At 57.5% G+C, this 25186-nt stretch carries 19 protein-coding genes; 8 read left to right on the top strand and 11 right to left on the bottom strand.

The genetic code is table 11. The features are described 5' to 3' along the window. Positions 1–2: 2 nt before the first annotated feature. The 7 genes from QN370_RS17210 to QN370_RS17180 all read right to left on the bottom strand — a co-directional run bounded on the left by QN370_RS17210 (position 3) and on the right by QN370_RS17180 (position 7778). A complete protein-coding gene (locus tag QN370_RS17210; protein WP_322127024.1) occupies positions 3–704 on the bottom strand; it encodes an ABC transporter ATP-binding protein in 702 nt (233 codons plus the stop codon). Further along, positions 701–1468, bottom strand: a complete 768-nt coding sequence (locus tag QN370_RS17205; RefSeq protein WP_322127023.1) for an ABC transporter ATP-binding protein — start codon at positions 1466–1468, stop codon at positions 701–703. The genes QN370_RS17210 and QN370_RS17205 overlap by 4 nt, the downstream gene beginning before the upstream one ends. Beyond that, a complete protein-coding gene (locus QN370_RS17200; RefSeq protein ID WP_322127022.1) occupies positions 1465–2742 on the bottom strand; it encodes a branched-chain amino acid ABC transporter permease in 1278 nt (425 codons plus the stop codon). Before QN370_RS17200 ends, QN370_RS17205 begins: the two co-directional genes overlap by 4 nt. Beyond that, positions 2739–3629 carry a branched-chain amino acid ABC transporter permease gene (locus tag QN370_RS17195; RefSeq protein ID WP_416172135.1) on the bottom strand — a complete coding sequence of 297 codons (891 nt, stop codon included), beginning with the start codon at positions 3627–3629 and terminating at the stop codon, positions 2739–2741. Before QN370_RS17195 ends, QN370_RS17200 begins: the two co-directional genes overlap by 4 nt. A 243-nt stretch (positions 3630–3872) precedes the next feature. Then, complete coding sequence (locus tag QN370_RS17190) at positions 3873–5123, bottom strand: branched-chain amino acid ABC transporter substrate-binding protein (RefSeq protein WP_322127020.1); 1251 nt, start codon at positions 5121–5123, stop codon at positions 3873–3875. Between the two features lie 100 nt (positions 5124–5223). Then, complete coding sequence (locus QN370_RS17185) at positions 5224–6876, bottom strand: 3-(methylthio)propionyl-CoA ligase (protein ID WP_322127019.1); 1653 nt, start codon at positions 6874–6876, stop codon at positions 5224–5226. A gap of 119 nt (positions 6877–6995) precedes the next feature. Next, the gene (locus QN370_RS17180) at positions 6996–7778 is read right to left on the bottom strand and encodes a class II aldolase/adducin family protein (protein ID WP_322127018.1); all 783 of its coding nucleotides are present in this window, start codon (positions 7776–7778) and stop codon (positions 6996–6998) included. A 100-nt stretch (positions 7779–7878) separates the two neighbouring features. Between QN370_RS17180 and QN370_RS17175 the strand changes: the two genes are divergently transcribed. The 6 genes from QN370_RS17175 to QN370_RS17150 all read left to right on the top strand — a co-directional run bounded on the left by QN370_RS17175 (position 7879) and on the right by QN370_RS17150 (position 12778). Beyond that, complete coding sequence (locus tag QN370_RS17175; protein ID WP_322127017.1) at positions 7879–9081, top strand: serine hydrolase domain-containing protein; 1203 nt, start codon at positions 7879–7881, stop codon at positions 9079–9081. Between the two features lie 76 nt (positions 9082–9157). Further along, complete coding sequence (locus tag QN370_RS17170) at positions 9158–10639, top strand: protein adenylyltransferase SelO (protein ID WP_322127016.1); 1482 nt, start codon at positions 9158–9160, stop codon at positions 10637–10639. Beyond that, on the top strand, positions 10636–11058 hold the full coding sequence (msrB, locus tag QN370_RS17165; RefSeq protein WP_322127015.1) for a peptide-methionine (R)-S-oxide reductase MsrB: 423 nt from the start codon (positions 10636–10638) through the stop codon (positions 11056–11058). Before QN370_RS17170 ends, msrB begins: the two co-directional genes overlap by 4 nt. Continuing rightward, entirely contained in the window at positions 11055–11675 is a 621-nt protein-coding gene (locus QN370_RS17160) for a septation protein A (protein WP_322127014.1), read from the top strand. The genes msrB and QN370_RS17160 overlap by 4 nt, the downstream gene beginning before the upstream one ends. Beyond that, entirely contained in the window at positions 11672–11953 is a 282-nt protein-coding gene (locus QN370_RS17155) for a BolA family protein (protein WP_322127013.1), read from the top strand. Before QN370_RS17160 ends, QN370_RS17155 begins: the two co-directional genes overlap by 4 nt. Before the next feature lie 48 nt (positions 11954–12001). Then, a complete protein-coding gene (locus QN370_RS17150) occupies positions 12002–12778 on the top strand; it encodes a peptidylprolyl isomerase (RefSeq protein WP_322127012.1) in 777 nt (258 codons plus the stop codon). 121 nt (positions 12779–12899) lie between these two features. On the opposite strand, the gene QN370_RS17145 is transcribed toward QN370_RS17150, so the two are convergent. Beyond that, positions 12900–13820, bottom strand: coding sequence for a LysR family transcriptional regulator (locus tag QN370_RS17145; RefSeq protein ID WP_322127246.1), 921 nt, complete (start codon positions 13818–13820; stop codon positions 12900–12902). Positions 13821–13920: 100 nt separating this feature from the next. Here QN370_RS17145 and metE point away from each other — a divergent pair, with 100 nt between their 5' ends. Further along, complete coding sequence (gene metE, locus QN370_RS17140; protein ID WP_322127011.1) at positions 13921–16194, top strand: 5-methyltetrahydropteroyltriglutamate--homocysteine S-methyltransferase; 2274 nt, start codon at positions 13921–13923, stop codon at positions 16192–16194. A 141-nt stretch (positions 16195–16335) separates the two neighbouring features. Here metE and QN370_RS17135 read toward each other — a convergent pair whose 3' ends face one another. Next, positions 16336–18069 carry a methyl-accepting chemotaxis protein gene (locus QN370_RS17135; RefSeq protein ID WP_322127010.1) on the bottom strand — a complete coding sequence of 578 codons (1734 nt, stop codon included), beginning with the start codon at positions 18067–18069 and terminating at the stop codon, positions 16336–16338. Positions 18070–18466: 397 nt separating this feature from the next. Next, positions 18467–20029: a methyl-accepting chemotaxis protein gene (locus tag QN370_RS17130; RefSeq protein ID WP_322127009.1), complete on the bottom strand. Its 1563-nt coding sequence runs from the start codon at positions 20027–20029 to the stop codon at positions 18467–18469. 738 nt (positions 20030–20767) lie between these two features. On the opposite strand from QN370_RS17130, the gene QN370_RS17125 reads away from it, so the two are divergent. Continuing rightward, on the top strand, positions 20768–22480 hold the full coding sequence (locus tag QN370_RS17125; RefSeq protein WP_322127008.1) for a methyl-accepting chemotaxis protein: 1713 nt from the start codon (positions 20768–20770) through the stop codon (positions 22478–22480). Between the two features lie 33 nt (positions 22481–22513). Here the strand turns inward: QN370_RS17125 and QN370_RS17120 are convergent, their stop codons facing one another. Further along, positions 22514–25141 (bottom strand): chemotaxis protein CheW, encoded by a 2628-nt coding sequence (locus tag QN370_RS17120; RefSeq protein ID WP_322127007.1) that lies wholly within the window; start codon positions 25139–25141, stop codon positions 22514–22516. Between the last annotated feature and the right edge of the window lie 45 nt (positions 25142–25186).

Below are 25186 nucleotides of genomic sequence, written 5' to 3'. Positions count from 1 at the left end.
CTTCAAACCTCCAGCCACTCCTTGCGAACCGCATCATTTGCCTTGAGTTGCGCCGGCGTGCCCTCGAACACAATCGAGCCGTGACCCATCACATAGACCCGCTGCGAAATTTCCAGCGCGATGGCCAACTTCTGCTCGACCAGCAAAATCGAAATACCACGGTTTTTTAGGGCACTGAGGTACTCGGCGACCAGGTCGACGATCTTCGGTGCCAAGCCTTCGGTCGGCTCGTCGATCATGATCAGGTCCGGGTCGCCCATCAACGTGCGGCACAAGGTCAGCATCTGCTGTTCGCCACCCGACATCACGCCGGCTGGCGTGTGCTGCCGTTCGCGCAGACGGGGAAACAGCTGGTACATGTCATTCAACGTCCAGCGCGACTTGCGACCTTTCTTTTCGCCGAGGATCAGGTTTTGCTCGACCGTCAGCGTCGGAAAGATATCGCGGTTTTCAGGCACGTAACCGAGTCCCTTGTGGGCAATCTGAAAGGCTTTCAGGCCGATCATTTCCTCGCCCTTGAACAGGATGGAACCGGTCGCGTCGACCTGCCCCATCGCCGCCTTGACCGTGGTCGAACGACCCACTCCGTTGCGTCCGAGCAGGCTGACGATCTCGCCCTCGTTGACCACCAGGTTGACACCATGCAGGACATGGCTCTTGCCGTAATACGCGTGCAGCTCGTTGAGTTCCAGCAGGGCCGTCATGATGCTGTCTCCTCTGGTGCGTGCGAGCCCAGATAGGCTTCCTGCACTTTCGTATTGCCACGAATATTGGCCGGTGTGTCGCAGGCAATCATCTCGCCATACACCAGCACCGCGATTTTATCGGCCAGGCCGAAGACCACGCTCATGTCGTGCTCGACCATCAGCAAGGTCTTGCCGACGGTGACTTTGCGAATCAGTTCCACCGCTGTTTCGGTTTCGGAACGGCTCATGCCGGCAGTCGGTTCGTCGAGCAAAATCACATCGGCACCACCGGCAATCGTGATGCCGATTTCGAGCGCACGCTGTTCCGCGTAAGTCAGCAATCCGCCCAATGTCGCGCGGCGACGCGACAAGCCAATCTGTTCGAGCACCGCTTCGGCCCGTTCATGCGCATCCCTGAGACCATTGAGACGATGCCAGAACGAGTACTTGTAACCGAGCGACCACAGCACCGCACAGCGCAAGTTTTCATAGACGCTGAGCCGATGGAAGATATTCGTGATCTGGAAACTGCGCGACAGCCCGCGCCGGTTGATCTCGAACGGCTTCAGACCCACCGTGCTGACACCGTTGAGCAGAATGTCGCCGCTGCTGATACCGAAGCGGCCCGAGATCAGATTGAACAGCGTCGACTTGCCGGCACCGTTCGGTCCGATCACGGCAAAGCGTTCGCCTTTCGGCACTTGCAAGCTGGTACCGCGAATGATTTCAGACTTGCCGAAACTCTTGCGAACGTTCTTCAGTTCGAGGGAAAACGCGCTCATGTTTGTGCCCTCCGGATGGCTGCTTCAATGTCGGTATTGACGTCGCCCCAGACGTCGCAAAATGGGGTCTTGATTTTCGCGAAAGCGACGATGCCGACAATGGCCAGAGAGAGACCGATCAGCCATGCAGTCGGTGCGCCAGTGTTGACCTGAAAACCGAACAGCTTCAACAGTGGCCCGCTGCCGACGTCCAGCGTAACGTGGTAAAGCAGCTCGATCAGGACCACGGCACCCGAAAAGAGTACCAGTCCGGCACCACAGATCGCCGCCATCAGCGGTGCCACGCGACGGAACTGTTTGTGCACCACCACCCGGACATTCATCATCACGATGCTGGCAAGTCCACCGGGCGCATACATCACGATGAGGATGAAGAACACGCCCAGATACAACTGCCAGGCCTTGGTGTAATCGGACAGCATCACTGTCAGGAAGACACCAACGACCGCGCCGATAATCGGCCCGAAAAAGAACCCGATCCCGCCGATGAAGGTGAACAGCAGCACCGCACCGGAACGCAGGGCGCTGACGTTTTCAGCACTGACGATTTCAAAGCTGATGGCCGACAGGCCACCGGAAATCCCGGCGAAGAAAGCCGACAGGATCAGCGTCATGTAGCGCACCCATTGCGTGTCGTAGCCGATGAATTCGACCCGCTCCGGATTGTCGCGCACTGCATTGACAAGTCGTCCCAGTGGTGTCTGCGTGAACGCAAACATGCCGATGGTGGTGACGAACAGCCAGAACGCGATCAGGTAATACACCTGAATCTGCGGCCCGAACGTGATTCCGAGGAATGGTTCACCGATCACCCGATTGGTCGAGATACCGCCTTCGCCCCCAAAAAATGTCGGGAACATCAACGAGGCGGCGAACACCAGCTCAACCAGTCCCAGCGTGATCATCGCGAACGTGGTGCCGCTTTTCTTGGTCGTGACATAGCCGAACAGAATGCCGAAACCCATGCCGGCGAAGCCACCGATCAGCGGTACCAGCATCACCGGAATCGGTGCACCGGCAGTCGCCATGTTGAGCGCATGGATCGCGAAAAAAGCGCCGAGACCGGAGTACACCGCATGACCGAACGAGAGCATGCCGCCCTGCCCCAGCAACATGTTGTACGACAGCGCAAAAATCGTCAGCGTGCCGACTTGCGACAGCAGCGACATGGACGCACCCTTGTTAAAAATCAGCGGTGCCACGACCAGTGTGACGGCAAAACAAAACCAGATGATCCAGCGCACAAGATTGAGAGGTCGATAAGTCATGGTCATCCCTCCCGTGTACCCATCAGACCCTTGGGCCTGAAGATGAGGATTAGCACCAGCAACAGGTAAGGCATGATGGGCGCGACCTGTGAAATGGTGAGTTTAAGGACAGCGTAACCGGGCGTCATCGCCGTGATTTGCGCGCCGAATACTGCCAGCAGGCTGATCATCGAGTAATCGATCGCCACGGCAAAGGTCTGCAGTACGCCAATGAGCAGCGAGGCAAACAGCGCACCGACCAGCGAGCCCATGCCGCCGACCACCACCACCACGAAAATGATGCTACCGACGGTACCCGCCATGCCCGGTTCGGTGACAAACGCGTTGCCACCGATGACCCCGGCCAGTCCGGCCAGCGCACAACCGCCGCCAAACACCAGCATCAGTACCCGCGGCACGTTGTGGCCGAGGGCCTCGACCGTGTCCGGATGCGTCAGCGCCGCCTGGATCACCAGGCCGATGCGGGTACGCGTGAGTACCAGATAGATCGCTAGCAGCATCAGCAAGGCGATCAGCATCATGAAGCCGCGATAAATCGGAAACGTCGTCGTATAGAGCGTGAATAACGCGCCATCGAGCTCTGCTGGAATCTTGTAAGGCACGGTTGCACGGCCCCAGATCAGCTGCACGATTTCGAGAATCACGTAAGACAGCCCGAACGTAAATAACAGCTCGGGAATATGGCCGTACTTGTGTACCGAACGCAAACCGTAACGTTCGACCAGCGCGCCCAATGCGCCAACCAGCAAGGGCGCGACCAGCAACGCCGGCCAGAAGCCGAGCACACTGGAAATCGTATAGGCAAAATAAGCACCCAGCATGTAAAAGCTGGCATGCGCGAAATTGAGGACACCCATCATGCTGAAGATCAGCGTCAGGCCAGCAGAAAGCATGAACAGCAAGAGCCCGTAGCTCAGACCATTGAGCAAGGTAATTAGCGTGAACTCCACGAGGGAAACCTTTATGTGATGACGACGTGCCGTGGCACGGTATCCAGAAACGAGTCGATGCAACCTGCGGGTGCGCTGGCGGGCAGGCAAGCGACATCGCGGTTCAGTTGAAAAACATGCCGGAGCACAGGACCACCTCCGGGAATTTCCCGACGGCCTGCTGTGCTGCCTCCAGCATCACGGAACTTACGATGGCTTTGGAGGCCGCTTCATCTGGCAGGAGGTCGGTTGCGTAGCGACGTAAGTCTCGACTTTCTGATCCGTCTTCCAGCCGTAGCCGGTGTTTTCCTGATCGTACTTGACGGTCTTGCCGTCTACCTTGGACCAGGTTGCAACGTACAGAGGCTGCTGTAACTGGTGATCCGCGACACGCATTTCGTTCTCGCCATTGAGGCTGTTGAATTTCATGCCTTCCAGCGCGTAGGCTACCTTGATCGGATCAGTGGACTTGGAAGTCTTGATGGCCCGCGACAGCATTTCGACGATGTTGTAGGTGGCGAGCGTGTAGAAATCGCCATCGTATTTTTTCTTGAATGCCTCGACAATTTCCTTGCCAGAAAAGGTCTCGTTATTCGGGTGCCAGTACGCCACCATCTTGACGTGATCTGCACCGGCGGCGCCCATGGCGGTAGGCACGCCTGTGGTGCCGGCGTAATACGTGTAGAAGTTGGCTTTCAGATCGGCATCCTTGCCGGCCTTGATCAGCAACGCAAGATCGGCACCCCAGTTGCCGGTGATGACGGTGTCGGCACCGGATGCCTTGATCTTGGCGATGTACGGAGAAAAATCCTTGACCTGACCGATCGGGTGCAAGTCATCACCAACCACCTGGATATCCGGCCGCTTGCGCTTCAGATATTCCTTGGCAGCACGCGTGACCTGAAGGCCGTGGGCGTAGTTCTGCCCAATGATGTAGACCTTCTTGATCGACATATCCTTGGCCATGAAACTGGTCAAGGCTTCCATCTTCATGTCGGAATTGGCATCGAAGCGGAAATGCCAGAAACTGCATTTGCTGTTGGTCAGATCAGGATCGATCGCGGCGTGATTCAGGAACACGACTTCCTTGCCGGGATTGCGTTCGTTATGCTTGTTGACGGCATCAATGAGTGCCAGCGCCACGCCGGAGCCATTGCCTTGCGTAATGTAGCGGTAACCTTGATCGATCACCGTCTTGAGTTGGGTCAGCGACTCCTGCGGACTACCCTTGTTGTCGAAGCCGACAAATTCGAGCGTATTGTCACCGGCTAGTTTTTGCTTGTTGGCAGTTTCCGAAAACATCTGGAAAGTTTGCAACTCATTTTGCCCGATCGGTCCGAATGACCCCGACAAAGTTTCAATGAGCGCGACCTTGACGTTTTCAGCGTGGGCGACCGGTGCAGCGCAAGCAGCGGCAACAGACAGGGCAATCAACAACGGGCGGAACTGGTTTGTCATTTGTCTCTTCCTTATGGATTTTATAGGTATGAACACTGCGATGACCAACTACGAATTACGCACTACGCATTAAGCACTTCGCATTAAGCACTACAGCCCATCAGGCAGTGGGCAACTTGTACTCCTTGAACTGTTCGCGCATCTTGTTTTTCAAAAATTTTCCGGTTGCGCCAATCGGCAGTGCGTCGACAAAAGTCACATCGTCCGGCGTCCACCACTTGGCAATCTTGCCGTCATAAAACGCCAGCAATTCTTCCCGCGTCACCTCGGCATTTGCACGCTTGACCACGATCAGCAAAGGTCGCTCATCCCACTTCGGATGGAACACACCGATGCACGCCGCTTGCAGGACGGCCGGATGGGCCATCGCGATATTTTCCAGATCGATGGTGCCAATCCATTCGCCGCCGGACTTGATGACGTCCTTGCTGCGGTCGGTGATCTGCATGTAGCCGTCGGCATCGATGGTGGCCACGTCGCCGGTCGGAAACCAGCCGTCTTCAAGCACGCTGGCTTCTTCCTGCCTGTAATAACTGCTGATGATCCACGGTCCCTTGACCAGCAAGTTCCCGTAGGTTTTGCCATCCCACGGCAATTCGAGTCCGGCATCGTCGACGATCTTGATGTCGACACCGAAAATCGCATGGCCCTGTTTTTCCAGCAGTGACTGTCGCGCGTCTTCGGACAGGTTGTTGTGTTTCGCTTGCAGCGTGCACGAGGTGCCCAGCGGCGACATCTCGGTCATGCCCCATGCGTGGATGACTTCGATATCGTATTTGTGGCGCAAGGTTTTCATCATCGCCGGCGGACAGGCCGAGCCACCGATGACGGTACGCTTGAAACTGGAAAAGGTCAGCTCGTTGTCGGCCATGTAGTTCAGCAGACCAAACCAGACCGTCGGCACACCGGCCGAGAACGTCACCTGTTCTTGCTCGAACAATTCATACAGCGATTTGCCATCGAGCGCCGGTCCGGGAAACACCATCTTGGCGCCGGTCAGCAAGACCGAATACGGCAAGCCCCAGGCATTCACATGAAACATCGGCACCACCGGCAAGACCGCATCGCGAGCCGACACATTGAGGCTATCGGGCATTGTCGAGGCATACGAATGCAGCACCGTCGACCGATGCGAATACAACGCACCCTTCGGATTGCCAGTCGTACCTGAGGTGTAGCACAGGCTCGATGCCGAGTTTTCGTCGAACAGCGGCCAGGTGTAATCAGGTGACGCCGCGTCGATCAATTCTTCATAGCACAGCAGGTTCGGGATCTTGCTGGTGGCCGGCATGTGAGCACGGTCGCACAGGGCGATGAAACCCTTGACCGTGGTGCACTGCGCGGCAAACGCTTCGACCAGTGGCAGGAATGTCATGTCGAACAGCAGGTACTGGTCTTCGGCATGATTGACGATGTAAGCGACCTGCTCGGGATGCAAGCGCGGATTGATCGTGTGCAGGACGGCACCCGAACCGGACACGCCGTAATAGGCCTCAAGGTGACGATAGCCATTCCATGCCAGCGTGGCGACGCGATCACCCATCGTCACGCCCAGCGTGGCCAGGGCATTGGCAAGCTGGCGCGAACGGGTATGGCAATCATGGTAGGTGTAGCGATGGATATCGCCTTCGACGCGGCGGGAAACGATTTCGTTATCACCGAAATGGCGGTCTGCATGTTCGATAATGCTGGAAATCAACAACGGCTGATCCATCATCTGGCCCATCAGCGGGCTCTTCGGGTACGACGCCATCTTTTCTCCTGTGTGCAGTTCAATTCGATCGCGACGATTTTCGTACGACCGTGCGGAAAGCGTCAATAGTTTTCGATGCTGCGATGCGGTATTTCACCACTGCGTCTGCTCAGCTCAGCTCAGTTCCTGTAGGACGGATCAGCCCGGTCCAGTCGCCGCAACAGGCCCGGCCATGCCAGCATGCCACCGAGCGATTTGGTCGCTTCACGCGCCTGCGCCTGAGCGGTGCTGATGATGGCATCGGGTATCGTGATCAGTTCGCCGCCTCCGGCCTGTGCCCTGATCTGGATATTGCAGGCGGTCTCGAAGGTGTACATGTTCAGGAAGGCATCGGCGATGGTCGAACCGAGTGTCAGCAAACCGTGGTTACGCAGCATGAAATACGTCTTGTGACCGAGGTCGGCAACCAGCCGTGCCTTCTCGTCGTCGCGCAGCGCCACGCCTTCATAGTCGTGATAGGCCAGGCTGGCCAGGATAAAAATCGATTGCTGCGACAGCGCCAGCAACCCCTTTTTTTGCGCTGACACCGCCACGCCATTGAGGCTGTGCACATGCAGCACGCATTGCGCATCCGGACGTGCCGCATGGACGGCACTGTGGATCGTGAAGCCGGCCGGATTGACCGGAAAAGGCGAGTCATCGAGCTTGTTACCATGAAGATCGATCTTCACCAGCGACGACGCAGTGATTTCATCGAACATCATGCCGTAGGGATTAATCAGGAACTGGTCGTGGATTCCTGGCACGCGCGCCGTGATGTGCGTGAAGACCAGATCGCTCCAGCCATAATCGGCCACCAGTCGATAGCAAGCCGCCAGATCCACGCGGGTTTGCCACTCTTCGGGTGAAACATTATCCTTCAGTGAAGGAATCATCAACTGATCGTTTGTGCTTGCGTTCATACTCTTCCTGTCTCCTGTTAAAAGGAATCTGCTGGCAACATGCACAACGCTGCGGCCTATTCTTGTCACATCAATGATCAACGAACCATTACGGAGAACCATGCCACAAGCTAACGATTCCATCAATGCGACTTTTCACCCGGCCGGTCTGGTTCGGCTTGATCAGGCAATCCAGCGCGAGATCGATGCCGGCCATATTCCTGGTGCCACGCTACTGCTCGAACGCGGTGGTCGGATCGCCCATGAAAAAGCCTACGGCGCACAAGGACCGGACCAGTCCACACCGATGGCGACCGACTCGATATTCCGGATCTATTCGATGACCAAACCGATCGTCTCGGTGGCGATCATGATGCTGGCCGAACAGGGTCGGCTACTGATTTCAGATCCAGTGTCACGCTATTTTCCGGAACTGGCCAACTTGCAGGTCGCCACCGAAAGCGTTGCCGCCGACGGCAGCCGGACCATGACGCTGGCACCGTGTGTGCGCGAAATGACGATTCAGGATTTGCTGCGCCACAGTGCCGGCCTGACCTACGGGATATTCGGCGAATCGACGCTGGTCAAGCAAGCCTATCTGGACAGCGGCATCGAGGGCCGCAACATCAGCAATGCCAAGCTGGTCGATTGCCTGTCGCGCTTGCCGCTGGCGTTCCAGCCGGGCACCAACTGGGAGTACAGCCGCGCCACCGATCTACTCGGCGCCTTGCTGGAAAAAATTTCCGGCCAATCACTCGATGTTCACTTGCAGGAGCAGATTTTTACGCCATTGCAGATGCCCGATACCGGCTTCTGGGTCGCACCCGAGCAGCAGCACCGGATCGCCGAGGCGTTTCCGATTGATCCGGTCACGCAGCAGCCGGTGCGCCTGCTTGATGCGCGCCGTCGTCCTGAATTTTTGTCCGGCGGTGGCGGCCTGCTATCGACTGCACGCGATTACCTGCGCTTTGTGCGCTTGCTGCGCAACGGCGGCGAACTCGACGGCGTGCGCCTGCTCTCGCGCAAGACCATTACGTTCATGACCAGCGATCATCTGGCAGGGATTCCGGGTGCCACGGGTGGTGCGGCCTATCTGCCCGGTCCCGGCTATGGTTTCGGACTGGGATTTGCAGTGCGCAATACGGTCGGCGGCGCGCCGACGCCTGGCTCGGTGGGCGATTTTTTGTGGAGCGGCCTGGCCGGCACGTATTTCTGGATCGATCCGCAAGAAGACCTGATCGCCATCTGGCTGATGCAGGCACCCGAGCAGCGCGAGCGCTTCCGGCAAATGATCCGCAATCTGGTCCATGCGAGCCTGACCTGAACGGGAAGAGTCACCCGGGTTACGTTGACCACCCGATTGATTTAAGATGCACGATCGCTGTCTATCCCGGAATACCATGACGTTACCCAAGCAAACCCGCACCAGCACGCTCGACATCGCCCATCACTTTGCCGACTTGCCCGATGCGTTTTTTACCCACCTGATGCCGACCCCGCTGGCCAAACCGTATCTGGTGTGCGCCAGTGCCTCGGCCGCAGCGCTGATCAACTTTGATCCGGCCGAATTCACGACGACTGATTTCATCGACACCTTCACCGGCAACCGGATTGCGGACGCCGTCACGCCGCTGGCGGCGGTGTATTCAGGCCATCAGTTCGGTGTCTGGGCCGGCCAGCTTGGAGATGGCCGCGCAATCCTGCTCGGCGACGTGCCGTCCACAACGGGCCGCATGGAACTGCAACTCAAAGGTGCCGGACCGACGCCGTATTCGCGCGGCGGCGATGGCCGTGCCGTGCTGCGGTCGTCGATCCGTGAATTTCTCTGTTCGGAAGCGATGGCCGGTCTCGGCATTCCGACTACCCGGGCGCTGTGCGTGACCGGCTCGAACCAGCTGGTCATGCGCGAAGCGCCGGAGACCACCGCGGTCACGACGCGCATGGCACCGAGCTTCATCCGTTTCGGCTCGTTCGAGCACTGGTATCAGAACGACCAGCCCGCGCTGTTGCGCGCTCTGGCCGACCATGTCATCGATGTGCACTACCCCGAAGCACGTAGCGATGCCAATCCGTACGCAGCGCTACTCACGAGTGTGACTCGGCGCACCGCGCAGATGGTGGCGCACTGGCAGGCCGTCGGCTTCATGCATGGCGTCATGAATACCGACAACATGTCCATCCTCGGCCTGACGCTGGACTATGGTCCGTTCGGTTTCATGGACGGATTCGATCCATCCCACATATGCAATCATACTGATCAGCAAGGTCGCTACGCCTATGCGCGGCAACCGCAGATCGCGCACTGGAATTGCTATGCGCTGGGCCAGGCGCTGCTGCCGTTGATCGGCACGGTCGAAGAGACAGAAGCTGCACTGGCCAATTTCAAGCCCGACTACGACAGCATGATGGCCGCGCTACTGCAAGCCAAGCTCGGACTAGCGAGCGTGCAGCCCGATGACACCGCACTGGTCGACAGCCTGTTCGCCATCCTGCAAGCTGGCCGGGTCGACTTCACGCTATTTTTCCGCCGCCTCGGTGAGTTGCAGCGCGACCGGCCCGAGTCCGATGCGCCATTGCGCGATCTGTTTATCGAACGTGCGGCATTCGATGCCTGGGCCACAGCTTACCGGCAACGCCTGCAACACGAGACGCGTGGCGATACCGAACGGCGTCTTGCAATGCATGCGGTCAACCCCAAATACGTACTTCGCAATCATCTGGCGCAGGTGGCCATCGAAAAAGCGCAGTCCGGGGATTATTCCGAAGTAGCCCGCTTGCTGGCGATTCTCGAAAAGCCATTTGACGACCAGCCCGAATTCGACAATTATGCGGCCCTGCCACCCGACTGGGCCAGCCAACTGGAAGTGAGTTGCTCATCATGACAAACAAGATTACCAAGACTGACGCCGAATGGCGTGCTGCGCTCGACCCCATGGATTACGAAGTAACCCGCCACGCTGCGACCGAACGCGCATTCACCGGCCGCTACTGGGATCATCATGAACACGGTATCTATACCTGCGTGTGCTGCAACACGCCGCTGTTCGAATCCGATGCCAAGTTTGACTCCGGCTGCGGCTGGCCGAGCTATTTCACCGCGATCAATCCGGACAACGTGAAGGAACTGGTCGACCGCAGTCACGGCATGGCACGGACCGAAATCATTTGCGCGGTCTGCGATGCCCATCTGGGTCATGTCTTTCCGGACGGTCCGCCACCGACTGGCTTGCGCTACTGTATCAATTCCGCCTCACTGAGCTTTGCGTCGTCTGCCAACCCGACTGAAAAGAATCCAGAATGAAATTCCTGTTCGATCTGTTCCCGGTCATCCTTTTCTTTGCGATGTTCAAATGGGGCGAGGGCAATGTTGCCGCCGCCCAGGAACTGGCCGGACGCTATCTGTCCGGCATGGTCTCGGGCGGCGTAGTCACTGCCGCGCAAGCACCCATCCTGCTGGCGACCACCGTTGTGATCGTCGCGACACTGGCACAGATTGGCTGGTTGCTGTTGCGGCGCAAGAAGATCGATGTGATGTTGTGGGTGTCTTTGCTGATCGTCGGTGTGTTCGGCGGCGCGACGATCTACTTTCACAATGAAACATTCATCAAGTGGAAGCCGACCGTGCTGTACTGGGCTTTTGCCGCCGTCTTCCTGATCAGCCAGTTCGTGCTGAAAAAGAACCTGATCAAGAAAATGATGGGCGAACAGATCGACTTGCCAGCCGCACTCTGGAGCCGGCTGGGCTTGTCATGGGCAGTGTTTTTCGTGCTGATGGGTTTCCTGAATTTGTATGTCGCGTTTAATTACACGACCGCCACCTGGGTCAACTTCAAGTTGTTTGGCGGTATGGGCCTGATGCTGGTGTTTGTTCTGGCGCAAAGTTTGTTCTTGTCCAAGCATATGCAGGAGCCAAAATGAACGATCGTGAACAACGCATCCTCGCCAGTCTGACTGCCACCTTTGCACCAACGGCCTGCGTACTGGAAGACGAATCTGCAGCACATGCCGGTCACGCGGGTGCAGCCACCGGCGGTAGCCATTTCCGGCTGCACCTGGTGTCTGCACGTTTTGAAGGCGAGTCACGCGTGAACCGCCATCGGCTCGTGTATGATTGCCTACGCGTCATGCTACAAGTGGAAATTCATGCACTTGCACTGAGTACGATGGCACCTTCCGAAGTCGCAGCCACACCCTGAATTCCAGCTCATCACCTTTTATTTTAATTTCGACCACAGGAACAAATAATGACATTCAAACCTGCTCGCTTGCTCGTAGTCTTACTCGCTATGGCCGCCCTGCCAGCCATGGCACAAAACATCGCCGTCGTTAACGGTAAGAACATTCCTTCCAGCCGCGCCGACCTGATGGTCAAGCAAGCCGCGACGCAAGGACAAGCCGACACCCCGGAACTGCGCAAAATGGTCAAGGAAGAATTGATCAATCGCGAAGTGCTCGTGCAGGAAGCGGACAAACTTGGTTTGGGCAACACTGCCGACGTCAAGTCACAACTCGAAATCGCCCGTCAGTCGCTGGTTATCCGCGCACTGGTCGGTGACTACGTCAAGAAGCACCCGATCAGCGATGCCGACATCAAGACCGAATACGACAAGTTCAAGGCAACGGCTGGCGACAAGGAATACCGCGCCCGTCATATCCTGGTTGAAAAAGAAGACGAAGCCAAAGCCATCATCGTCAAGCTGAAAGCGGGCGGCAAGTTTGAAGACCTCGCCAAGGCATCAAAAGATCCGGGCTCGGCTGCCAACGGTGGCGATCTGGACTGGGCTTCGCCTGCGTCATTCGTCAAACCTTTCTCGGATGCGATGGTTGCACTGGCCAAAGGTTCGTACACCGAAGTGCCGGTCAAAACCCAGTTCGGTTACCACGTGATCAAGCTCGAAGACACCCGTGCCGCCAAAGTGCCGACGCTGGAAGAAGTCAAGCCACAGATCAGCGAAAGCCTGCAACAGAAAAAACTGCAGGAATACCAGCAGGAACTGCGCGCCAAAGCCAAGGTGCAATAAACAATATCGGCAACATGAAAGCGCTCTTCGGGGCGCTTTTTTTATGCGTAGCGCGAGTCGGTTCCAGTGATCTCAGCCGGTGCAATAACCAACGGGCATTGCACCGAATGCACTGACATGCCTACAACAACGCCACCCCCTCCAGACTCACATAACAACTCTCCCGCGTCGTCCTGACAAAATCCGCCAGATAAGGCCGCGCCGACAGCTCCGGCAAACAGGCCGCATAAAGCCGTCCTGTCAAACCCTGCGACGTGATCGGACGGGCCAGTACATAGTCGCGCTTGAGATAATTCTGCGCCGCCCAGACCGGCAACGTCGCAATGCCGCGTCGACTCGCCACCAGTTGCAACATCGCCACCGTCAGCTCGGTAGTGCGACGTTCAGCCTGCACACCCGCTGGCTTCATCACTTGCCGCACCACGTCGAGCATGTCGTCCGGCACCGGGTAAGTGATCAGCGTATCCGTAGCGAAATCGGCCGCCACCAGATAGTCGCGACCGGCCAGCGGATGGTCGTGCGCCAGCAACGCGACGATCTCGAAACTGAATAGCGGATGGTAATCGACCGTTTCATCGGGATCGATCTCGGCGACGATCGCGATATCGGCGCGATGGCCGTACAGCAAACCGACCGGGTCGGCATGAAAACCGGACACGATATCGAGTTCGACTTCCGGCCAGCGAGAACGAAACACATCCATCGCCGGCATCAGCCAGTCAAAACAGGTGTGACATTCCACCGCGATACGCAACTGACCAGCAGTGCCCTGCGCCATCCGCACCAGATCGCGTGCAGCACCATCGATATGCGGCAACACGATGTCGGCCAGTTTGAGCAGGCGATCGCCAGCTGGCGTAAAGCGTACCGGCTGGGATTTACGCTCGAACAGCGCGCTGCCGTGATGGTCTTCGAGCTGGCGCAACTGGTGTGACAGCGCCGACTGGGTCAGATTAAGTAGCGTCGCTGCACGCAACAGGCTGCCCGCCTCACGCAGGGCAACCAGGGTTTTCAGATGACGGATTTCGAGGATGGCTTGCATATGAATTTGGCTCACGTTGATCAGTACATTTTAGCGTTTGAATCATACTGCAAGCCCGGTCATCATGGTTCTCCCAGATCAACCGCACACGGAGTACAGCATGGCCCTCGCCCACACCCTTGGATTTCCACGCATAGGCGCGCAGCGTGAACTGAAATTCGCGCTCGAATCCTTTTGGCGTAACGACAGCAGCGAAGCGCAATTGCGCCAGACTGGACGCGACCTGCGCCAGCACCACTGGCAGCAACAGGCCGATGCCGGCATGGACCTGATCACGGTCGGCGATTTCGCCTGGTACGACCAGGTACTCGGCATGCTGGCCTTGCTGGGCGCGATCCCGTCGCGCTTCGGTATCGCACCCGCCACGCTGACGCTGTCGCAATACTTCACGATGGCGCGCGGCGACCAAACCCATTTTGCGATGGAAATGACCAAGTGGTTCGACACGAATTACCACTATCTGGTGCCGGAATGGACTGCTGACACCCGCTTCGATGGCGGTGTCGACTGGCTGTTCGACGAAGTGGCAGAAGCACGGGCCGCCGGTCATCCGGTCAAGGTCGCGCTGATCGGTCCGCTGACGTTGCTCCATCGCGGCAAGGTCAAGTCCGGACTCGATCATCCACTGGACCTGCTGCCCGCAGCCATTGCCGGTTATCAGGCGCTGCTTCAGCGCTTGCAATACGCTGGCGTCGAATGGGTCCAGATCGACGAGCCAATTCTGGCGCTGGACCTCGATGCGCGCTGGTGTGCGGCGATCGCACCGACCTATGCGGCACTCGCTGCCGATGCACCGCCGCTGCTGCTGGCCACCTATTTCGACGATGTGATCCAGCACGCAACACTGCTGCGGGACTTGCCAGTGGCGGGTGTGCATCTGGATCTGGTACGCGCACCGCAGCAGCTCGATGCGTTACTGGCCGACTGGCCGGCCGACCGGGTGCTATCGGCAGGCATCGTCGATGGTCGCAACATCTGGCGCAGCGATCTTGACGCGGCACTGGCGCACTTGCAACCGCTGCAAGCGCAGCTCGGTGACAAGCTGTGGATCGCGCCGAGTTGCTCACTGCTGCATGTACCTGTTGATCTTGCGCAGGAAGACAAGCTCGATCCGGAACTGCGCAGCTGGCTGGCCTTCGCCGTCCAGAAGCTCGATGAAATCGCGCTGCTCAAGCATGCGCTGGCGGGCCAGGTCGGCACGGGATTCGATAGCGCCCGCGCCGCGCAACTGAGCCGGGCCAATTCGCCGCGCATCCACAACGGCGCGGTTCAGAAGCGTCTGAGCAAGGTCACTGCTGCGCTGGCCGAACGCACGACCCCGTTCGCCACCCGCATCGCGATCCAGCAAGCGCGCTGGCAACTGCCGCCGTTCCCGACCACCACCATCGGCTCGTTCCCGCAAACCAGCGCGATCCGGCAAGCGCGCGCCGCCTACAAACGTGCCGACATCAGCCATCTCGATTATCTCGAACAGATGCGCGCCGAAATCCGCCACGTCGTCATGCAGCAGGAACAGCTCGGACTCGATGTCCTGGTCCATGGCGAAGCCGAACGCAATGACATGGTCGAATATTTTGGCGAACAGTTATGGGGCTTTGCTTTCACTGCCTATGGCTGGGTGCAGAGCTACGGCTCGCGTTGCGTCAAACCGCCGCTGATTTATGGCGACGTCTACCGCCCGGAAGCCATGACCGTTGGCTGGAGTCGCTATGCCCAGAGCCTCACCAACAAACCGATGAAAGGCATGCTGACCGGACCGGTGACGATGCTGCAATGGTCATTCGTACGCGATGACCAGCCACGCGCCACCACGACATTGCAAATTGCTTTGGCATTACGCGATGAAGTCTGCGATCTCGAACAGGCTGGTATCGGCATGATCCAGATCGACGAGCCGGCCTTGCGTGAAGGTTTGCCGCTGAAGGCACGCGACAAGCCGGCTTATCTCGACCAGGCAGTGCGGGCGTTTCGCATCAGCGCCGCCGGTGTCGCCGACCAGACCCAGATCCATACGCACATGTGCTACGCCGAATTCAACGACATCCTGCCGTGGATCGCGGCGATGGATGCCGACGTGATCACGATAGAAACCTCGCGTTCGGATATGGAATTACTGGATGGATTCGGACAATTTTCCTACCCGAACGATATCGGACCGGGCGTCTACGACATCCACGCACCGCGCATTCCGCAAGTCGACGAAATGACCCGACTCTTGCGCAAGGCGCGCGGGGTTATCCCGGATGCACGTCTGTGGGTGAACCCGGATTGCGGCTTGAAGACGCGTGGCTGGCCGGAGACCTTGGAAGCGTTAGGCAACATGGTGCAGGCGGCAAAGGTGTTGCGAGCGGAAGTGCTGGCCGAAGCGAGATAACCAGACCGGCACGGGAGTCGGTGCAATGTCCTGATCACGGTCGACAACACCAAGGACTTGCGGCGGTTTGCTCGGTGCAATAACCGAAGGGCATTGCACCGAATGGTCTGACAGCCATCGCCAAAGCTCAGGCTTCTGTGTCTAAAACTCTTCCCACTCACCACCAGCCGCAGCCACCGGTGCGACAACGGTTTTTCTGGTTGCCACAGCCGTACGGGAAGATGCTACCCGTACCAGCGCGGTGGGCTTTTTGACTTGCGTTTGTTTGACTGCCGCTGAACTGGCTGGCAGGCGCGTAGCGACCATGCTGGCAACGCCCTGGTTCTCCAGCTTGAACGCGCTGACCGTTTCGGCCAGATTGGCGGATTGGTCCTGCAACGACTCGGCAGCCGCAGCGGCCTGTTCAACCAGCGCGGCATTTTGCTGCGTGACTTCGTCCATCTGCCCGATCGCTTGATTGACTTGTTCGATACCCGCCGTTTGCTCTTCGCTGGCGGCGGCAATTTCGCTGATGATGTCGGTCACACGTCGCACGCTATCGACGATTTCGCTCATCGATGCGCCGGCCTGGTCGACCAGTCTGGTACCGGCATCGACTTTTTCGACCGAATCATTAATCAATCCTTTGATGTCTTTTGCCGCTGCTGCCGAACGCTGCGCCAGGCTCCGCACCTCGCTGGCGACAACCGCAAAACCGCGTCCCTGCTCACCGGCGCGGGCCGCTTCCACTGCGGCGTTCAAGGCCAGGATGTTGGTCTGGAAGGCAATGCCGTCAATGACGCCGATGATGTCGGCAATCTTCTTGGCCGATTCATTAATGGAACCCATCGTACTCACCACCTGCGCCACGACGGCCCCGCCCTTGACCGCTACGTCGGACGCGGACGACGCCAGCTTGTTGGCTTGTCGTGCGTTATCGGCGTTCTGCTTGGATGTGCTGGTCAGCTCTTCCATCGACGACGCAGTTTCTTCCAGTGAACTGGCTTGCTGCTCGGTGCGTGAGGACAAATCCATATTGCCGGCAGCGATCTCGGATGAAGCCGTTGCGATGGTGTCGGTACACTGCCGGACCTTGCCGACCAGCTCTGTCAGGCTGTTGTTCATGTCTTTTAATGCATTGAGCAACTGACCCGTCTCATCGTTTGACGACACCACGATACGGCTGGTCAGATCGCCAGCAGCGACGCGCTTGGCAATGTCTACCGCAGCAGCCAAAGGTCGAGTAATCGACAGGTTGATGCGCCAGCCGAGCAAGGCTCCGGCCACCAACGAAAAGGTGCTGATGAGTAGTAAGGTCCAGACGGCGGTTTGCGATGCCGATTTCGCTGCATTCACTGCAATCCCGGTTTCTTCCTTCAATGATTTGTCGAACGCCGCAATATGCGCATGGACTTGCAGCAGGACAGGCATGCAATCCTGCGTAATGACCTTGATGGCTAACTCCGTTTTTTGAGACGTTGCCAAGGCCACGACGTTGTTGGCAATTGGCAGGTAGGTGGCTTCGAGTACACGCAGTTTCTCTAGCATCTGGCGACTTTTTTCGCTGGTAATCGCGGGATCTTTCATCAATTCGGTCAACCGGTTAAAGCCCTTGTTGATCTCGGCCTGACTGTCTTTGACCAATGTTACATCAGCTTGCTGTTTGGACGGATCGGGCAGCAGTGCGAGGTTGCGAGCCGCGATAGCGCGCTGGCCAACCGCAGAATCAATATCGTTCAAGGCATCGATGCGGGCATTACCCACATCGAGGATGAAGCTCATGCGCTCGGAGAGCCCGACGATCTGGCTCAGACTCACTCCCGTGACAATCAGTTGTAAAAAAATCAGGGCAGCGAAGGCCATCCCTAAACGACTACCAATGTTCAAATTTTTCATATTGAGCACTCCGATAAATAATCTGAGATGACGTCTTCATGAAGCCCGGACGACCGTGTTGCCGCATTACCCCGCTACGACACAGCGCATTTGTAAAACTTTGTTTCGCTAAAATAGCACTATTAGTATTTGTGAAAAAAACAAATTCTCCTTTATGTTGTTTTACATAAACCTTTTAGATGCAGAGATATGGGGTCGCTGATCGGAATGCAAACAGAAAAAAATGGCGCGCAACGGCAATGACGTTCGTATTGGCGTTTCGGGAAGATGAGACAGGTGCGAGGGCACGGCCACGCATTATTGGTAAAAAACGTCCATTGTGCCAAGCGCATCTGGATGGCTGCGGCCTCGGCGGACTTGCCGGAGGCACGCAGTGTTTCGGCCTGCTGGATGTGTCTTAAAACTCTTCCCATTCACCGCCAGCCGCAGCCACCGGTGCGACAACGGTTTTTCTGGTTGCCACAGCCGTACGGGAAGATGTCACACGAGCCAGCGCAGCGGGTTTTCTGACTTGCTTTTGTTTGCCTGCCGCTGAACTGGCTGGCAGGCGCGTAGCGACCATGCTGGCAACGCCCTGGTTGTCCAGCTTGAACGCGCTGACCGTTTCGGCCAGATTGGTGGATTGGTCCTGCAACGACTCGGCAGCCGCCGCAGCCTGTTCAACCAGCGCGGCATTTTGCTGCGTGACTTCGTCCATCTGCCCGATCGCCTGATTGACTTGTTCGATACCCGCCGTTTGCTCTTCGCTGGCGGCGGCAATTTCGCTGATGATGTCGGTCACACGTCGCACGCTATCGACGATTTCGCTCATCGATGCGCCGGCCTGATCGACCAGTCTGGTACCGGCATCGACTTTTTCGACCGAGTCATTGATCAACCCTTTGATGTCTTTTGCGGCCGCTGCCGAACGCTGCGCCAGGCTGCGCACCTCGCTGGCGACGACTGCAAAACCGCGTCCTTGTTCCCCGGCGCGGGCCGCTTCCACTGCCGCGTTCAAGGCCAGGATGTTGGTCTGGAATGCAATGCCGTCAATGACGCCGATGATGTCGGCAATCTTCTTGGCAGATTCATTGATGGAGCCCATCGTGCTCACCACCTGCGACACGACTGCCCCGCCCTTGACCGCCACGTCGGACGCGGACGATGCCAGCTTGTTGGCCTGGCGCGCATTGTCGGCGTTCTGTTTTGACGTACTGGTCAGCTCCTCCATGGAGGACGCGGTTTCTTCCAGCGAACTGGCTTGCTGCTCGGTACGCGAAGACAAGTCCATATTGCCTGAAGCAATCTCGGCGGAAGCGGTCGCGATGGTATCGGTACCCTGACGGACTTTACCGACGAGCCCTGTCAGAGTGTCATTCATCAGTTTCAAAGCACCCAGCAATTCACCGGCCTCGTCCGTTGATGTCACAACGATGTTGCTGGTCAAGTCGCCCGCTGCGACGCGCTTGGCGACTTCTACTGCCTGCGCAATTGGTCGCACAATCGAACGGGTAATCCACATACCCATCAGTGCCGCCATCACCACGGCAAGCAAGCTGCCACCGAGAATGGCGTTACGATTGAGCGCACGTTGCGACTCGGCCGTGGCTGCGCGTACGACTAGCAAATCACGTTCCATCTTGTCAAACTCGGCCTGCAGTCCACGAAAAGCATCCATCGCAGCCTTGTCACGACCCAGCGCAAACTGCTTGCTCAGGTCAGCGATCGTCATGGTGCCCGCATTGACGTTCTTGCGCAGCGCGAACAGTGACTCGGAGACGCCTTTGAATTCCAGATGACGTGATTTCATGTCATCCAACCGCTTTTGTTGGGTTGGATTATCGGAGGTTAATTTCTTGGCCTCGGTCCACGCCTTGTCGAAGTTTTGCAGACCAGCTGTCCAGGGCTCAAGAAAACGGTCTTCACCAGCCATCAAATGGCCACGTGCGCCGGTCTCCATATTCACCATGGAAAGAAGCATGTTATCGCCGGTGGCCAGCACCTCGTAGGTGTGCTTGTTCCAACCTTCCGCATCAGCCAGTTTGGACGAGCTAGACAGCGAGACCCCTGAAACGATGAGGAAGATGCCAATAACTGCAGTAAACACAACAAAAGTCGACGCGCGAAGGGTAAATTCTGGAGGTTCATTTGTATTGTCTTTCGTAAATGACGAGAGTTGGACGCGAGCTTCACAGAGCAATGGCTTCTTCATGATGGCTATTCAGCGAGGCTAGTGTTAGACGAGAAATGCAGGAGTCAAGCGGGTCAGCATCGTCACAAAGCCATTACTAATTTCAAATTTCAAATTTTCATCGACGCAACTAATGACTTGATGTTGAACCTCTGCAAATGGACGAAACGCAGCTGTTCCCAACCCGACAATAACCAAAGGTATCAATCATGATTCTTTGAAGCAATTCTATAGTAACCGTCGAGATTGCCCCATCAAAATTTTTTTATTAAAAACGTTGTTTAAATCAACATTTCCTGAACGTTGAAAACTAACGCAAGCAAAAAGATGGAGGCAGAAATGCCATTCCAGACCACGCTGTCCTGATTGTCGTAAGGCTTGTCAACACAGCTATAACTAGTTGGCAAAATAATCCGACTACTTTGTTTCTTTAGGGCATTATGTGCCCCGACGCTCGAACTTGGATTTGAGTTCGCATGAAGAACACTTACCGCTTCCACACTGCAATTGCCCCACGAAAGAACGACAATGAAAAACTGGAAGATTGGTACCCGGCTGGGTCTGGGATTTTTGACACTGTTACTGCTGATGCTGGTAATCACCGCCGTGAGCGTGCTGCAGATGAACACGTTATCCGACAGAATTCTTTTTGTGACCGAGGTGGGCGATGCCCGCATTGAAGCTCTGAGCCATGTCCAGTCGGCGATTGACCAGCGGGCCATTGCTGCGCGCAACCTGACATTGATCGATGACCCGGCAGCCCAAAAAATCGACACTGCGTTGGTCAAAAGCAGTCAGATCAAGGTTGATCAGGGACTTACCGTACTGGGCACACTGCTAAGCGATCAGGTCACTGCGACCAATGAAGACCGTCAGATGCTCGACAAATTGCGTGAGCTGGAATCACGCTATCGGCCAATAGCGAACAACATCGTCATGCTGGCCACGACCCAGAGAACAGCTGCCGCCATCAAGTCGATTACCGAAGAGTGCATGCCGTTGCTCATCCAGGTGACTGCTCACGTTGAGGCGTTCGGGAAAGTGCTGCAAACCGAAACCAGCGCGACGGCAACGGCGGCAGAAGCGGCAGCACAAAATGCAAGAATGACTTTAATGCTGATCAGTGCAATAGCACTACTAATTGGTATTGTGCTGGCCTGGCGTCTGACCCGTTCCATCACAGGCCCGCTCAATGATGCTGTTGCTGTGGCCCAGCGGGTTGCCTCCGGCGACCTCACTAGCATCATCAAAGTTACTACCCGCGATGAAACCGGCCAGTTGATGCAGGCACTCAAAGACATGAACGATAGCCTTGTCAACATCGTGGGTGAAGTGCGTCATGGCACCGACACGATCGCGACGGCCTCGTCTGAAATCGCCGCTGGCAATCTGGACCTGTCGAGCCGCACCGAACAGCAAGCCAGTTCGCTCGAAGAGACCGCCTCGTCGATGGAAGAACTGACCAGTACCGTCAAACAGAATGCCGACAATGCACGCCAGGCCAATCAGCTCGCAATGAGCGCTTCACAATTTGCCATCAAGGGCGGTGAAATGGTCACGCAGGTAGTCGAAACGATGGGAGCCATCAATTCTTCGGCACGGAAAATTGTCGACATCATCGGCGTCATTGATGGCATTGCATTCCAGACCAATATCCTCGCCTTGAACGCCGCTGTCGAAGCAGCCCGGGCCGGTGAACAAGGACGCGGTTTCGCCGTCGTCGCCAGTGAAGTGCGCAGCCTGGCGCAACGCTCGGCCTCGGCGGCGCAGGAAATCAAGGGATTAATCACGGACTCGGTCGAGAAAGTCGATGCCGGCACAAAACTGGTCGACCAGACCGGGATGACGATGAGTGACATCGTTGATAGCGTGCGACGTGTCAACGATGTCATCAGCGACATTTCGGCCGCCAGCCAGGAACAGACCAGCGGCATCGAGCAGATCAACATGGCCATCACGCAGATGGATGAAGTCACCCAGCAAAACGCCGCGTTAGTCGAACAGGCCGCCGCTGCAGCCGACTCGCTGCGCGAGCAAGCCAATACGCTCACCCAAGTCATCAGTATCTTCAAAATCGATGACCACTCTGCGATGCTGGCGTCGGCTCCCGTGACCAGACCGCTGCGCGTCCTCACGCCTCGTGTGTTGCCCAAATCGGCACCCGCAACACGACCTGCATCTGCGAGGCAGCTCAGCGTTGCGACAGCCGCAACAAATAACAACGATTGGGAAGAGTTCTGAGCGCGGTGTTTTCAAAGACAATTCAACGTCACTTCAGCGGTTTATACGATGAACATGGCGGCTCCCATCGGTCAGCGCAAACACGTTCGATGATGCTTCCGGTGCGCTTTCGGCCGGTGCCATCAACAGCTTGAACAGGTAGGCGAGATCGATCATCTGGATCAGCAACTTGCCCTCGTTGGCCTGAAAGACCTGCTGCACCAGCAAGCCGTTGCCAATGGCCTGCCCGACCATCGGCGTACCGGCGACTGCTTGTGCAGCGACCCGCCCGACGCCATGCAACTGATCAACCAGCAAGCCAATCGACCGATTCCCGAAGCGCACCACCACAACCTGACTGCGACTGTCCTGCTGGCTCGGCGTGCCTGACAAGACCGCTGCCAAGTCAAAGACCCAGACAAAATCGTCAGCCATGCCGGGCTGTGTGCCGGCAATCGGAACGATGCCGAGACACCCGCACCCAGTACCAACGCCGATCGATATCGGTGCCACGCGAGACGCCGGCAACGCTTCGCGCACCTGATCGGCGGCGATTGCCATTAGCGCTGTACCAACGAAAAAAGTGGCCAGTTCCGGACCTTCAGCCTGCGCGCCGGCCGGTGCAAATGCGGCGACGACGTCGATGCCAGCCACCGCGTGCCGGGTCACTTCGCCGACCGATGACAGGACGACGGCAATCACATCGGCACGATACGAATCACTGACCTTGAATTCGCGATAACCATGCGACACCGTGCAACCGAGCAGTGCGTAGCGGCCCTCGTCAATGACGACGCGCGACGCACTCTCGCCATTATCGAGTGCGAGCAATGCGCTATCGATGTCAAGCGTGGTACCAATGGGCCGGGCCGGATCGGTGCTGGCAATGATGGTGCCGCGCCGGTCCACGAAAAAAGCCTGCGTGTCAGGCTTGTCGCCAATACCACCGCGCAGCATCGCGGCAAATTCCGGCGTGGCATCAAACACGATGCCAATACCGCCGAGGATTTGCGATGCCTGCAAGGGGTTGCGAATGGCTGCGTGATAGACGTAAGTCGGCGCATTCCCGTACCGTGCCGATGGCGCAAAGGGCGAGACGTGGTAGTCCTGGGTACTGCGCAGCGCCAGTACCTGCTGCAGTGTCGCGGCATCGACCATGGTGTCAGTACCGGGTCCGGTACTGGCCACAATCCGGCCCGTGCGGTCGTACACGAACAGGCAGGCATAGACGGTATAGAGGCCGTTGATGGTGGCGAGGATATGCGTCATTGCAGCACTATCCTGTGCGCCAGGCTGTGGTATCGCCAGCAAGCGCTGCAACTCTGGCGATAGCGCCCACCAGCGACAATCATTGGCACGTTCGTAGAGGTTGCGATCGAGCAGGTCGACCAGCAAATTCGTCACATATTCGGCATCGTGCAGACCGGCTGCCAGCACGGTATCGAACAAGCTGTGGATTGATTCGGCAAACAGCGTATTGCTGCGCGCGCCGGTCTCGCTGATCTGTTCGAGGACGGTTTTAAGGCTGACCGAGCCGGCACCTTGAGCGCTCGTGACCTGACCATTCCAGACCACCCGCCGTATCGTCTCGGCGGTGCTGTCGGCTGCGCCCATGATGTCAAATAGCGCCGGACAAAATGACCGCGCATGGACCAGCAAGCCATCAGCTATCCCGGCATCCAGCCCGGACAACATGCTCGCCTGAACACCACCGAAAGCGATATCGAGCGGAATCATGACTTGTCCCTGCCAACCCTGCGGCCCCGGATAGCCCTGGTAACCGGCCGAACCCGTCGTGCACACCAGGTATTCGCGCCCTCCTGACATCATCATGCGCGGCGTCGCGTCATGGTTGACGGGGACCCGTGTACCAAGCGGCATCCAGCCGGGATCGGCACTGGCAATAACGCTGCCGCCAGCATCAAGCAATAGCATGTTCGAGCGTCCGGCCGGATCACGGTGCGTCGAAAATATCCGCGCCATTTCTTCTTCAAAGGCGAAGCACAGACACAGCACGCCCACCACGGCACCCGTCTCGGGATGACACAGTCGACGCGAATAGATCAGCGCATCACGCTTGCCCGGGCACAGGTCACTCGCGCGGAAGGTCTCGACATAATTGTCACAGGCAAGGGTGCGGGCAATCAGCGCGTCGTCACTGCGGCTCACCGGCTGCGACTGGTCAAGCTGAACCAGTACGTGCCCCGCCAGGTCCAGCACGATGATCTGGTCATACACCGTGTACTTGTCGCGGTAGGCGCGCAGTCGCTGTCGCATTGCGTGCACGTCGGCATCAAGGCCGGCGGCGAATGCACACAGGGCTCCATCGGTCGCAAGAAAGCCGACATCAGCGGTGCGTTCAAACAAATTGCGCACCACGATCTCGATCACGTAAGCGGACTTGGTCATCAACGCCGCATGAACGTTGCGCAACTTTTCGCGTGCCAGGTTAATCACCAGCTCTTCTTCAAGCTGATGAAAACGCGCCCGGGTCGCCGCCATCGTCGGCAGGATGGCACCGGCCTCGCGTGGACAGTTCATCCTCGCGGACGATTCGATCAGACGCCATATCAGGTTCAATTCATGCAAGGACTGCGCACACTTGCTGACATCGCGCATGTAGGGCAAAAAAGCATCCACCGGGAAGGAAGCGTTCAAGACATTCGAGGGGCGGGAAGACATGGCAGGCTCACGCAGGTTGGCATCCGGGAATCAGGAAACAGGCGA

The sequence above is a fragment of the Actimicrobium sp. CCI2.3 genome (assembly GCF_035019065.1).
GTDB lineage: Bacteria > Pseudomonadota > Gammaproteobacteria > Burkholderiales > Burkholderiaceae_D > Actimicrobium.
The sequence above is the reverse complement of the archived record's forward strand: the minus strand, read 5'-3'. Positions and strand labels throughout refer to the sequence as shown.